Here is a 12,892-nt window from a genome sequence, read left to right as displayed (position 1 = left end):
TGCGGGGTCTCAGTTCTCGAGGGGGCGGCCGAGGGCGGCGTGGTCGGCGACGACGCTCACGCGCGGGTGGCGCTGCAGGGCGGAGGCGGGCAGTCGCGGATCGACCGCTCCGGTCAGGGCGGCCCGGAGGGCGCCGGCCTTGCCGGCCCCGCGGGCGAGGAGGAGGACGTGGCCGGCGTCCAGGATCGTGCCGATCCCCTGGGTGACCGCGCGGCTCGGCACCCGGTCGGGGTCGCCGCCGAAGTAGCGCGCGTTGTCGCGGCGGGTCGAGGCGGCGAGCTCGACGACCCGGGTCCGGCCGTTCAGCGGCGCCCCGGGCTCGTTGAAGCCGAGGTGTCCGTTGGAGCCGATACCGGCGAGCTGCAGGCCCGCTCCGCCGAGCTCGACGAGGCGGCGCTCGTGCTCGCGCGCTGCGTCCTCGGCGCCGAGCCGGGCCGTCTCGGGGACGAGGACCCGGGCCGGGTCGATGCCGAGGGGCCCGGCGATCCGCTCGAGGACGTAGGCGCGGTAGCCCCGGGGGTCGCTCTCGTCGAGCCCGACGTACTCGTCGAGGGCGACGAGGGTGAGGCCCTCGGTCCGCAGCCCGTCGGCCCGGGCCCGCGCGAGCTGCTCGTAGACGGGCTCGGGCGAGGAGCCGGTGGCGACGCCGAGCACGCCGCGGGGGTTCGCGCGCACGAACTCGGTGACGATCGCGGCCGCGACCCGCCCGACCGACGCCGCGTCGCTCGCGTGCAGCAGGGTGCCTGCCGAGCGCGGGACGAGCGCCCGCTCGAGCAGCGCCGTCACTTCAGCGCCCCCTTCGCGATGTCGCCGATGAACTGCTTCGCGCCGAGGAGGAAGACGAACAGCAGCGGAACCACCGAGAGCAGCGCCCCGGCCATCACCATCCCGTAGTCCTGCCCGTGCGCGGTGTTGAGCTGGCTCATCGCGACCTGCAGGGTCAGGGTGTTGGGGTTGTTCAGCACGATCAGGGGCCAGAGGTAGTCGTTCCAGGCGGCGATGAAGGTGTAGACGCCGAGGAAGCCGAGCCCCGGCCGGATCAGCGGGAGGCAGACGGTGAGGTACTGCCGGAAGAAGCCCGCCCCGTCGATGACGGAGGCGTCGAGCAGCTCGTCGGGGACGCTCGAGAGGATGTACTGGCGCAGCCAGAAGATGCCGAACGCGTTGGCGGCCGCCGGCACGATCAGGGCCTGCAGCTGGCCGACCCAGCCGAGGTTGATCATCGTGATGAACTGCGGGATCACCGCGAGCTGCATCGGCAGCATGAACGTGCCGAGCAGCACTCCGAAGAGCAGACGGCGGAAGGGGAAGTCGAACTTCGCGAAGGTGAAGGCTGCGAGCGAGTCGAAGAACAGCACGAGCGCGGTCACCGAGATCGCGACCACGACGGTGTTCAGCAGCGAGCCGCCGAAGTCGATGGTCGTGAAGACCTTCTGGATGTTCGCGAGCAGCTGCGTCCCGGGGACGAGCACCGGCGGCGACTTGTAGATGTCGCTCGTCGAGTTGCTCGCCATCACGACCAGCCAGTAGAGGGGGAACAGCGAGACGACCGCTCCCGCCCCCAGCAGCACGTGCAGCACGACCCGCGACGGCGGGGTCGGGCGGCGCCGGCGGGTGCCCGCCTCCTGGTCGCGAGCCCGGCGGGAGGGGGCGGCGTCCGCGGTGCGGACGCGGCCGGGGTTCTCGGCGAGTGCGCTCATGAGCGGGATCCCTTCTCGCCGCGACCCGCGGCCCCGCGCCAGCTCAGCACGGTGATGATGACGACGAGGAGGAAGATCGCCCAGGCGATCGCCGCTCCGTAGCCGAAGCGGTTGTAGTTGAAGGCCTGCTGGTAGAAGTACAGGACCGTCGTGAGTCCGCCCTGGCCCGCTCCGCCGCTGTTCGGGTTCGTGATGCTCGAGGACGAGGTCAGCACCTGGGCCTCGGTGAAGCTCTGCAGTCCGGTGATCGTCGAGACCACGACCACGAAGATGATCGTCGGCCGCAGCAGCGGCAGGGTGATCGAGAAGAAGCTGCGGATCGCTCCGGCGCCGTCGATCTTCGCGGCCTCGTAGACCTCGCTGCCGATCGACTGCATGCCGGCGAGGAAGATGATCGCGTTGTAGCCGGTCCACTGGTAGGTGATCAGGATCGCGACCGTGATCTGGATGCCGAACGGCGTCGACAGCCAGCCGACCGCCGGCAGCCCGATCCCCTGCAGCGCCGCGTTCGCGAGGCCGAAGCGGTCGCCGAAGATCGAGCCGAACAGCACCGCCATGGCGACGACCGAGGTGATGTTCGGGACGAAGTAGGCGATGCGGTACACCGTCGTGAACTTCACCGCGGAGTTGAGCATCGCCGCGACGAGGATGGCGAAGAAGAGCATCGGCACGGTCGAGAGCAGGAAGATCACGAGCGTGTTGCGGATCGACAGCCAGAAGGTGGCGTCCGAGAGCAGCCGGGTGAAGTTGTCGGCGCCGACCCACTCGGCCGTGCCGAGGCCGTTCCAGTCCTGGAACGACAGCAGCAGCGAGTACACCATCGGGTAGAGCCCGAAGGCGAGGAAGAGCAGGAAGAACGGCGAGATGGCGACGTAGTACGGCCACACCTTCTTCCCGCGGCGGCGGGGGCGCGCCGGCCGGACGGGCGCGCCCGCCGCCAGGCCTGCCTGGGTCACGCGGCGCTCTCCAGGGCGGACTTCGCCGCGGCGACGGCGTCGTTCCACGCGGCCTCGGGATCCTTGTCCTGCGACTCGATGTTGGTGAGCTCCGTGTAGTAAGGAGCGGAGACCTGGTTGTCGAAGGGACCGGTGTAGGTCGTGGGCATCGAGTCGGTGGCCTGGGCGAAGACGTCGACGGTCGTCTGGCCGCCGAAGAACGCGTCGCCGCTGGTGAGGGCGGGCTGATCGAACGCGGCGGTCGAGGAGGGGAAGGCTCCGGTCTCGGTGTACGAGATCGCCTGGTTCTCCGGTTCGAGGAGGAACTCGATCACCTCGAGGGCGCCGGCGGAGTCCTCGGTGCCGGCGGGGATCGTCAGGAACGAGCCGCCGATGTTCGCCGGGCCGCCGGGCATCGGGGCGACGCGCCACGATCCGGAGGTCCCCGCGGCGGCGCCCTTGATGTCGGCCTGATACCAGGCCGCGCCGAGCAGGGTCGGCAGCGATCCCTCCGTGATGGCGGCGGCCCAGTCGGGGCTGCCGTCCTGGAGGCCGGCCGAGAGTCCGCGCTGGTGCGCGTCGACGGCGCGGGCCCAGGCCTGCTTGACCGGCTCGCTCTCGCCGAGGAACGCGCCGTCCTCGTCGACGAACTTCGTCGGGCTCTGGAACATCGACTTGCTGAAGACGTCGCCGAGCGAGACCTCGATGAAGGCGCCGTTCGCGGCCTTCAGCTTCTCACCGAACGCGAAGTAGTCGTCCCAGGTGGCGGTCGCCGCCGCGACGTCGGCCGGCTCGGAGGGCAGGCCGGCCGCCGCGAGGACGTCGGAGCGGTAGTACATCGCGGTCGGGCCGATATCGATCGGGAGTCCGAGGAGCTTGCCGTCGGGCGTCGTCGCCTCGGCAAGCTTCCAGTCCGGGAACTGCGCGAGCAGATCGGCCGAGACGAGGGGCTTCAGGTCCGTGAAGAGATCGGCCTGCTGAAGGAAGTAGGGCATGTCCTCCCCCTTGACGCCGGTGACGGCGGGCAGGCCGGAGCGTCCGGTGAAGGTGGTGACGAGCTTCTGCTTGAAGTCGCCGCCGATCACCGAGACGTCGATGCCGGCGTCGGGGAACTTCGTGACGGCCGAGGCGGTCACGGTGTCGCTCAGTCCGCCGGGCCAGATCCAGATCGCAGTCCCGGCCGAGGCGGAGCCTCCGGTCGAGCAGCCGGCGAGGAAGGAGGGCATGGCGAGGGCGGCGGCAGAGACGAGTCCGACGCGAAGCATCGTGCGACGGGTGGGCTGGATCATTCTGGCTCTCAATCGTGGGGGGTCGGCAGGGCGGCGAGCGTGGGGGTGAAGGGGTGGGGCTTCCCCTGCGCGAGTGCGTCGCGCAGGAAGTCGTAGCGGCCGGGTGCCGCGGCGTCCGGGTGGACGGCGAGCCAGGGCAGGAGCTCGTCGAGCCGGGGTGCGGCGGAGGCTCCGCCGGGGCGGGAGACGGTGACGGCAGCGACCAGGCAGGCGAAGTCGACCCGCTCGGCGAGCGACCACGGGGCCGTCGTCGCGACGGCGAGGGCGGCGCCGAAGACGTCGCCCGCCCCGGTGGAGTCGACCGCACGGATCCGCACGGTGGGGCGGACGACCTCCTCGCCGGCGCCGGAGTCGACGGCGATCACGCCCTCGGCGCCCATCGTCACCACGCTCAGCTCGACCCGCTCGGCCAGCGAGCACGCGGCCGCTCGCGCATCGTCGGCACGGGTGTAGGCCATCGCCTCGAGATCGTTGGGAAGGAAGGCGTAGCAGTCGGAGAGCTGGGCGAGGATCGCGGTGTCCCAGACGCCACTCTCGTCCCAGCCGACGTCGCCGAAGACGCGGGTACCGGCCGTGGAGGCGACGGAGAGCCAGCGCGAGCCGCCGGGCTCGAGGTGCGCAGTCGCGAGCGCCGCGCGGGGCGGTCCGGCGGAGAGCAGCTCGTCGGCGGTCAGCGGAGCGGGTGTCCCGCCGGTCACCAGCGCTCGATCGCCCGCCCAACCGAGCGACGCCGTCACGGGAAGCGACCAGCCGTCGACCTCCACGGCGCCGCCGAGGTCGATGCCCTCCGCGGCGAGCAGGTCGAGGCACAGGGCGCTCTGCCGGTCCGTCCCCACCGCGGCGACGACGCGAGTCGGGAACCCGAGCCGCGCTCCGACGATCGCGAAGTTCGCGATGCCGCCGGGAGTGATGCCGAAGTCGGGCGTCCAGATCTCCCGGCCGGGAGTGGGCGCCTCGGGCAGCGCCGCGTAGACGAGATCGAGGAACAGCTGGCCCACGGTCAGAAGACCGGTCTCAGGACGGCTGTCGATCATCCGGAATCCTCTCGATGGTGCGGATCCTGCGACGCGGTGTGCGAGGCAGGCCGCGACAGTGCACGACGGTGTGAGGAGTTTCTAGCACGGCATGATCGGTAAATGAAGACTTCTGCTTGGAAAACATTTGCGATTGAGCGATTTTGAGCGCTAGGGTCGTGGCGATGAAGGACACCAGAGATCTCGCCATCCTCGACCACCTCCGCGCCGCTCGAGCCGCGTCGGTCGCCGAGCTCGCGGACGCCGCGAAGACGAGCATCGCCACGATGCGCCGCGACCTGCAGCGGCTCGACGAGGCGGGGCTGCTCCGCCGCACCCACGGCGGCGCCGTCGTGCTCGACGCCGACGCGCCGTTCGCTGACGTCGAGCCCGTCAACCGCGACGCGAAGGAGCGGATCGCGGCGCACGTGGTGGCGGGAGTGGAGGACGGGCAGTCGCTCATCCTCGACATCGGCACGACCACGCTCCAGGTGGCGCGGATGCTGCACCACCGCAGGGTGACGATCATCACGCCGAGCCTGGCCGTCTATGAGACCCTGCGCGACGACCGCGAGGTGCACCTCATCCTGCTCCCGGGCGATTACGACCCGGTCTACCGCTCGGTCTCTGGCCATCTCACGACCGAGTGCCTGCGCTCGGTGCACGCCGACCACGCGCTCCTCGGAGTGAGCGGCATCGCCGACAACGGCGACCTGCGCGACACCACGATCGCCCAGGTCCCGATCAAGCGGGCGATGATGGACGCCTGCGACCGGGCGACGGTGCTGGCCGATTCCAGCAAGTTCCCCGGTCTGGGAATCGCGCGCATCGCGCCCGTCTCCTCCCTGACCGGCGTCATCACGGACGAGGTGCCGCCGGCGACGACCGCCGCCGCCCTCGCCGCCCAGGGTGTGGAGGTCACCGTCGCATGAAACTGGTCCTACTCGGTGGAGGCGGCTTCCGCGTCCCCCTCGTCTTCTCCGCCCTGGTGCGCGACCACGAGCCCGGCCGGGTCACCTCGGTCGCGCTGGTCGACACCGACCGCTCGAAGCTCGAGGTCACGGCGCGGATCCTCGCCGAGCAGAGCGCGCCGCACGCGGACGCCCCGGTCGTGTCGATCCACACCGACCTCGAGGAGGCGCTGCCCGGCGCCGACTTCGTCTTCTCGGCCATCCGCGTCGGCGGGATGACCGGCCGCTGGAGCGACGAGCGCATCGGGCTCTCGCACGGCGTGATCGGCCAGGAGACGGTCGGCTACGGCGGCATCTCCTACGCGCTGCGCACATTGCCCGTGGTGATGCGCCTGGCCGAGACGATCAAGCGGCTGGCCCCGGAGGCCTGGGTCATCAACTTCACCAACCCGGCGGGTGTGGTCACCGAGGCGATGTCGCAGGTGCTCGGCGACCGGGTCATCGGGATCTGCGACTCGCCGATCGGGCTCGCCCGGCGCGCGCTGGGCGCCCTCGGCGTGCAGTCGGCTGAGGCCCGGATCGAGTACGCGGGGCTGAACCACCTCGGCTGGGTCCGCAGCCTGGTCGTCGACGGCGTCGACCGCCTCCCGGAGCTGCTCGAGCAGCCCGAGCGCCTCGAGTCGTTCGAGGAGGGCCGCCTCTTCGGGGCGGACTGGATCCGGACCCTCGGAGTGCTGCCCAACGAGTACCTGCACTACTACTCCTTCACCCGCGAGGTCCTGCACGCCGACCAGCTCGCCCCGCGCTCGCGCGGCGGCTACCTGGTGGAGCAGCAGGGGCGCTTCTACGCCGAGGCCGCGCACTCCGCCCACAGCCCGCTCGCGCTCTGGGAGGCCTGCCGGCACGACCGCGAGCAGACCTACATGGCCTCGAACCGGCAGTCCGTCGGCATGGGCGAGCGCGACGAGGACGACCTGGTGTCGGGCGGCTACGAGGACGTCGCCATCGCCCTGATGCGCGGCATCGCGCACGACCAGAGCGCCCGGCTGATCCTCAACGTGCCCAACCGCGGCGTGCTCGATCTGCTCGACGACGAGGCCGTCGTCGAGGTGCCGTGCATCGTCGACGCGACGGGCGCGCACCCCGTGCCCGGGTCGAGCATCCCCGACTTCGGCCGCGGGCTCGTCACGAGCGTCAAATACGTCGAGCGGCAGACGATCGAGGCCGCACTCAGCGGCTCGCGCGCGGCCGCCGTCCGGGCGCTCGCCCACCACCCGCTGATCGACTCCGTCGGCATCGCGCGGGCCCTGCTCGAGGACGCGACCGCGACCTTCGGCGAGCTCGCGTACCTGCGCTGAGTCGCCCCTCCCCCACACCCTCCCCGAACCGATCCCGAGGAATCCGTCGTGCACCAGAACCAGAAGCTCGTCGAGGAGCGCATCGCCCGCGTCCTGACCGAGCGCATCGTCCCCGCCGTCTACTCCGCGACGACCCCCGTGTCACTGCGCTCATGGACCGTCCCCGACGAGCCCGTCCCCGCCGCCGAGGCTCTCGCCGCCGAGTACACGCCCTTCGCGCTCGAGCAGCCGTGGGGGCGCGCCTGGTCGACCTGGTGGTTCGAGGTCACCGGAGAGGTCCCCGCCGAGTGGGCGGGCCGCACCGTCGAGCTCGTGCTCGACCCGGGCTTCCAGGGCGACTGGCCCGGCAACCAGGCGGAGTGCCTGGTCTTCACGCCCGACGGCGTCCCCGTCAAGGGCATCCACCCGCGCAACATGTACGTGCGGATCGCCGAGGACGCGGTGGGCGGCGAGCCCGTGCACTTCTTCGTCGAGGCGGCGGCGAACCCGGACATCCTGGTGAACGAGTTCGTCCCGACGGCCTTCGGCGACAAGAGGACCGCGCCGCAGACGCCGATCTACCGCTTCCGCACCGCGCAGCTCGCGGTCTTTGAGCCCGAGGTCTGGGCGCTGCGCTTCGACATCGAGGTGCTCTACCAGCTGGTGAAGGAGCTGGCCGAGACCGATCCGCGCCGGCACGAGGTCCTCCGTGCGCTCGAGCGCTCGCTCGACGTGCTGCGCCTGGACGACATCGTCGGCACCGCCGCGGCCGCGCGCGCCGAGCTCGCCGAGGTGCTCGCGAGCCCCGCGAACCCCTCCGCCCACGTGCTCAGCGGCATCGGCCACGCGCACATCGACAGCGCCTGGCTCTGGCCGATCCGCGAGACCAAGCGCAAGACCGGCCGCACCTTCTCGAACGTCCTCGAGCTCGCGAAGGACTACCCCGAGCTCCGCTTCGCCTGCTCCTCGGCCCAGCAGTACGCGTGGGTCAAGGAGCGCTACCCGAGCGTCTGGGAGGGGATCAAGGCGGCGATCGCCGACGGCACCTGGATCCCGGTCGGCTCGCAGTGGGTCGAGCCCGACGGCAACCTACCCGGCGGCGAGGCGATGGTGCGCCAGATCACCCAGGGCATGCGCTTCTTCCACGATGAGCTCGACGTCGAGACGAAGGGCGTCTGGCTGCCGGACTCCTTCGGCTACACCGCCGCGTTCCCGCAGATCGCGCTCCTCGCCGGCCTCGAGTGGTTCCTCACGCAGAAGCTGTCCTGGAACCAGACCAACACCTTCCCGCACCACACCTTCTGGTGGGAGGGCATCGACGGCTCCCGGATCTTCACGCACTTCCCGCCGATCGACACCTACAACGCGACCCTCGAGGGCGAGGAGCTGCACCACGCGGTGCGCCAGTTCCGCGAGAAGGGCCGCGCGACCACCTCGCTCGTCCCGTTCGGCTACGGCGACGGCGGCGGCGGACCCATCCGCGAGATGATGGAGCGCCAGCGCCGCGTCGAGTCGCTCGAGGGCTCGCCCAAGGTCGTCATCGAGCACCCCGACGAGTTCTTCGCCCGCGCGCAGGCCGAGTACCCCGACGCCCCCGTCTGGGTCGGCGAGCTCTACCTCGAGCTGCACCGCGGCACCTTCACCTCGCACGCCCGCGAGAAGCGCGGCAACCGCGTGGCCGAGCACCGCCTCCGCGAGGCCGAGCTCTGGTGGGCCGCCGCGGCCGTGCAGGCCGGGGCCGAGTACCCCTACGCGGCGCTCGACCGGCTGTGGCAGGCGACCCTCCTGCAGCAGTTCCACGACATCCTGCCCGGCTCCTCGATCGCCTGGGTGCACCAGGAGAACGAGGCGGAGTACGCCGCGAACGCCGCGGAGCTCGACGCCCTCATCACGGCGGCGGTCGCCCTCGTCGCCCCCGCCGGCGCGGTCCTGAACACGGCCGACCACGAGCGCACCGGGCTCGTCGAGTCCGCTGACGGCACCGCTCGCGCCCTCGTCCGGGTGCCCGGCAGCGGCATCGCGCCGCTGGTCGCGGTGGAGCCCGTCCACCCCGTCGAGGGCTCGGCGACGCGCCTCTCGAACGGCCTCGTCGACGTCGTGATCGACGAGCGCGGACTGCTCACCTCGATCCGCGACCTCGTCGCCGACCGCGAGCTCGTGCCCGAGGGCCGCGCCGCCAACCTCCTCCAGCTGCACGAGGACCTCCCGAACGCGTGGGACGCCTGGGACATCGATGCGCACTACCGGCACAGCCGCACCGATCTCGTCGAGACCGAGTCGATCGAGCTCGTCGAGTCCGGGCCGCTCCGCGCCACGGTGCGCATCGTCCGCAGCTTTGGAGCCTCGCGCGTCGAGCAGTTCGTCTCGGTCGTCGCCGACGACCCGCGGGTGCACCTGCGCACCGAGGTCGACTGGGCCGAGGTCGAGAAGATGCTCAAGGTGACCTTCCCGCTGGTCGTGCACGCGCAGCACCACAGCGCCGAGATCCAGTACGGGCACGTCCGCCGCCCCACGCACACCAACACCTCGTGGGACGACGCGCGCTTCGAGGTCATGGCGCACCGCTGGGTGCACGTCGAGGAGCCCGGCTACGGCGTCGGCCTCACCAATGCCGGCAGCTACGGCCACGACATCACCCGCACCGTCGGCGTCACGGGCGAGGTCGAGACGGAGGTGCGCATCAGTCTGGTGCGCGCGGCCCGCTCTCCCGACCCGGAGCAGGACCTCGGCCACCACCGCTTCGACTACGCGCTGCACCCCGGCGCGAGCATCGAGGACGTCGTGGTCTCCGGCTACGAGCAGAACCTGCCGCTGCGCCTCGCGGCCGACGGCGAGTCGACCGCGCAGGCCTGGTCGCTGGTCGCCCTCGACGGCGGGACCGCGCACATCGAGAGCGTCAAGCTCGCCGACGACCGCTCGGGCGACGTCGTCGTGCGCCTCTACGAGGCGGCGGGCAGCCGCTCGAGCGCGACACTGACCACAGCGTTCGGCTTCTCGGCCGTCACCGAGGTCGACCTGCTCGAGCGGCCGCTGCGCGACGACATGCCGCGCGCCCGGTCCTTCGAGCAGGGCGACGCGTCCGTCACCCTGGGCCTCCGGCCGTTCCAGGTCGTGACGCTCCGCTTCGCCCGCTGATCGAGGACAGGAGGAGCGTCGTGATGCAGCGGCTCGCGCTCGACGCCGGCCAGAGCGGGGTGCGCGCGATCGTGGTGCGCGGCTCCGAGCGGCCGCGGATCGAGCTCGACCTCAGCCGTCACCGGGGGATCCGCACCGATCTCCCGGTGGCGGCGCAGCTCGCCGACGTCGTGCGCCGAGTCCATGCCGACGTCGGAGCGCTCGATGCGGTCGCCGTCGGCGCGACGGGCTTCGCCGGCACGGAGGACCTCCGCGATCTGCACGCGCTGTCGCACCTGGGCGTCCGCTCGGTCTCGATCGCGCACGACTCCGTGACGTCCTACCTCGGGGCGCTCGGCGCCGAGCAGGGCGCGGTCGTCGCCGCCGGGACCGGAGTGGTCACCCTCGCGGTCGGCGCGAGCTCCGTCGCCCGGGTCGACGGCTGGGGCAACATCATGGGCGACGCCGGCAGCGGCTACTGGTTCGGGCGGGCGGCGCTGACGGCCGCGCTGCGCTCCTACGACGGCCGCGGCCCGGCGACCGTCCTCCTCGACCGCGTCCGCGAGGAGTTCGGCGACGTCGAGGACGCCTACCTCCAGCTCCAGGCCGATCCGGGACACATCCGGCGGACGGCCTCGTTCTCGCGCTGGGTGACCGACGCCGAAGCGGACGGCGACGCGGTGGCGGCGGAGATCTGCCGGCGCGGGGCCGCCGAGCTCGCCCTCGCAGTGGCCGCTGGCCTCGCTCGCGTGGGGGCCGACACGGACAGCGCGCCGGCGGTCTGCGCGATCGGAGGGCTGTTCCAGTCCGACGCGATCACCCGCGCCTTCGTCGGCGAGCTGGAGCAGCGCCGTCCGTCGTTCCGGTCGACCGTCCCGCGCGGCGACGGGCTGACCGGCGCCGAGGAGCTGCTCGTCCTGCCCGCGGAGCACCCGCTGACCAGCCGGGTGACCACGCTCACCCTCGCCTGACGGCCGCCGCATGCAGCCCCCTCACGCTGGTGGATCAGCCGCGGCGCAGCGTCTCGAGCGGCGAAGCCGCTCCGCGTCTCGGTGATGAGGGAGAGGACACGGCTGCGCCGCGTCATGGTGGTCGAGTAGCCCCGCAGGGGCGTATCGAGACCCGCCGTCGTCAGCGGGGCGGGTCTGCAGACTCCCCTTCCGACCGAGGTGCGTCTCGATACGGCCGCTCCGCGGCCTACTCGATCAACAGGAGTCCTCCGATCGACTCGCGGTGGGCCTCGAGCATCGGGCGGACCCCCGTCCGCGTCCACTCGCCGTCCCCGACTCGCGCGAGTGGACGCGCAACGGGCGCTGCGCCTTCGCTGGGCCCCGTCCCGGGTCCACTCGAGGAGCGCTGCCGATCGAGCAGCCGCGGCACGCGGCATATCGAGCGGCAAAGCCGCTTCGCGTCTCGGTGGTGAGGAGAAGGACGCGGCTGTGCCCCGTCATGCTGGTCGAGTAGGCCCGAAGGGGCGTATCGAGACCCTCCCACCCCAAGGACGTCGGTCTCTTCCCCGCCCTGCGCTGGCGCCGAAGGCGCCCCCTCCGCTCGATACTCCCGCTGCGCGGCCCCCATGCTGGTCGAGTAGCCGCGGCACGCGGCGTATCGAGACCCACCGTTACCAGCAGGACAGGCCTGCAGACTTCTCTTCGAGCGCGGGTGGATCTACTTGGAAGAGACGCCTGCGCACATGCTGGTCGAGTAGCCCCGTAGGGGCGTATCGAGACCCTCCCACCCCAACGACCTCGGTCTCTTCCCCGCCCTGCGCTGGCGCCGAAGGCGCCCCCTCCGCTCGATACGGCCGCTCCGCGGCCTACTCGATCAGCATGAGCGCGCGGCCCCCTTGCAGAGGCGCCCGCCGCCCGATCAGGTCGAGCAGCCGCGGCACGCGGCTTCCCCTGCTGGTCGAGCAGCCGCGGCACGCGACCTCTCGAGGCCGCAGCAGAACTGAGTACACTCGGTTCTTCAGCTCCGGGAGGTCCGATGTCGACTGCACTGCCCTCCGCGGTGCCCGGGCGCCGCGAGCGGAACAAGCTCGCCAAGCTGGAGCGCATCACCGCGGCCGCGAGCGAGCTGTTCGCCGAGCACGGGGTCGACGAGGTCACCACGCAGCAGATCGCCGAGCGCGCCGACATCGGCACCGGCACCCTCTTCCTCTACGCGAGGACGAAGAGCGAGCTGCTGCTGCTCGTGCAGAACGCGCACTACGCCGAGGCCCTCGAGCGCGGGCGGGCCGCCGCCGCGGACGCCGGAACCGCTCTCGACGCGGTGCTCGCACTGGTCGCGCCGATCGTGGCGTGCAATCGCGTCCAGGTCGGCAACGGCCGCGTCTACCTCCGCGAGATGGTCTTCGGCGACCCGGCCGAGCCGCACCACGCCGAGGCCCGCTCGATCGTCGGGCGGAGCGAGGAGGCGATCGCCGAGATCCTCGAGCACCACCGGGCCCCGGGGGCGGCGACCCTGGCCGGCGTCGTCTCCGCCGTCGTCTTCGTCACGATGGCGGCCGGCGACGAGCCCGACGTCGCGGTGCTCCTCGCCGCGATCCGCGCTCAGCTCGCGGCGATCCTGCCGGGCTGAGCGCCGAGCCGGC

At 71.8% G+C, this 12,892-nt stretch carries 10 protein-coding genes; 5 read left to right on the top strand and 5 right to left on the bottom strand.

The window, feature by feature from the left end:
* Positions 1-9: 9 nt before the first annotated feature.
* The 5 genes from EDF22_RS19235 to EDF22_RS19215 are packed head-to-tail and all read right to left on the bottom strand — an operon-like array spanning position 10 to position 4,958.
* Entirely contained in the window at positions 10-786 is a 777-nt protein-coding gene (locus EDF22_RS19235) for a glucosamine-6-phosphate deaminase (RefSeq protein ID WP_260303570.1), read from the bottom strand.
* Positions 783-1,700, bottom strand: coding sequence for a carbohydrate ABC transporter permease (locus EDF22_RS19230; protein ID WP_123706421.1), 918 nt, complete (start codon positions 1,698-1,700; stop codon positions 783-785). The genes EDF22_RS19235 and EDF22_RS19230 overlap by 4 nt, the downstream gene beginning before the upstream one ends.
* Positions 1,697-2,656: a carbohydrate ABC transporter permease gene (locus tag EDF22_RS19225; protein WP_123706420.1), complete on the bottom strand. Its 960-nt coding sequence runs from the start codon at positions 2,654-2,656 to the stop codon at positions 1,697-1,699. Before EDF22_RS19225 ends, EDF22_RS19230 begins: the two co-directional genes overlap by 4 nt.
* Entirely contained in the window at positions 2,653-3,924 is a 1,272-nt protein-coding gene (locus EDF22_RS19220) for an ABC transporter substrate-binding protein (RefSeq protein ID WP_123706419.1), read from the bottom strand. The genes EDF22_RS19225 and EDF22_RS19220 overlap by 4 nt, the downstream gene beginning before the upstream one ends.
* A gap of 8 nt (positions 3,925-3,932) precedes the next feature.
* The gene (locus EDF22_RS19215) at positions 3,933-4,958 is read right to left on the bottom strand and encodes a carbohydrate kinase family protein (protein WP_123706418.1); all 1,026 of its coding nucleotides are present in this window, start codon (positions 4,956-4,958) and stop codon (positions 3,933-3,935) included.
* A 164-nt stretch (positions 4,959-5,122) separates the two neighbouring features.
* Here EDF22_RS19215 and EDF22_RS19210 point away from each other — a divergent pair, with 164 nt between their 5' ends.
* The 5 genes from EDF22_RS19210 to EDF22_RS19190 all read left to right on the top strand — a co-directional run bounded on the left by EDF22_RS19210 (position 5,123) and on the right by EDF22_RS19190 (position 12,879).
* On the top strand, positions 5,123-5,869 hold the full coding sequence (locus tag EDF22_RS19210) for a DeoR/GlpR family DNA-binding transcription regulator (RefSeq protein ID WP_123706522.1): 747 nt from the start codon (positions 5,123-5,125) through the stop codon (positions 5,867-5,869).
* Entirely contained in the window at positions 5,866-7,206 is a 1,341-nt protein-coding gene (locus EDF22_RS19205) for a 6-phospho-beta-glucosidase (protein WP_123706417.1), read from the top strand. The genes EDF22_RS19210 and EDF22_RS19205 overlap by 4 nt, the downstream gene beginning before the upstream one ends.
* 48 nt (positions 7,207-7,254) lie before the next feature.
* Positions 7,255-10,320, top strand: coding sequence for a glycoside hydrolase family 38 C-terminal domain-containing protein (locus EDF22_RS19200; protein WP_123706416.1), 3,066 nt, complete (start codon positions 7,255-7,257; stop codon positions 10,318-10,320).
* Positions 10,321-10,343: 23 nt separating this feature from the next.
* The gene (locus EDF22_RS19195) at positions 10,344-11,270 is read left to right on the top strand and encodes an N-acetylglucosamine kinase (RefSeq protein ID WP_123706415.1); all 927 of its coding nucleotides are present in this window, start codon (positions 10,344-10,346) and stop codon (positions 11,268-11,270) included.
* Between the two features lie 1,015 nt (positions 11,271-12,285).
* Positions 12,286-12,879 (top strand): TetR/AcrR family transcriptional regulator, encoded by a 594-nt coding sequence (locus EDF22_RS19190; protein ID WP_123706414.1) that lies wholly within the window; start codon positions 12,286-12,288, stop codon positions 12,877-12,879.
* Positions 12,880-12,892: the final 13 nt, after the last annotated feature.

The sequence above is a fragment of the Rathayibacter sp. PhB127 genome, assembly GCF_003751665.1.
Classification (GTDB): Bacteria; Actinomycetota; Actinomycetes; order Actinomycetales; family Microbacteriaceae; genus Rathayibacter; species Rathayibacter festucae.
The sequence above is the reverse complement of the archived record's forward strand: the minus strand, read 5'-3'. Positions and strand labels throughout refer to the sequence as shown.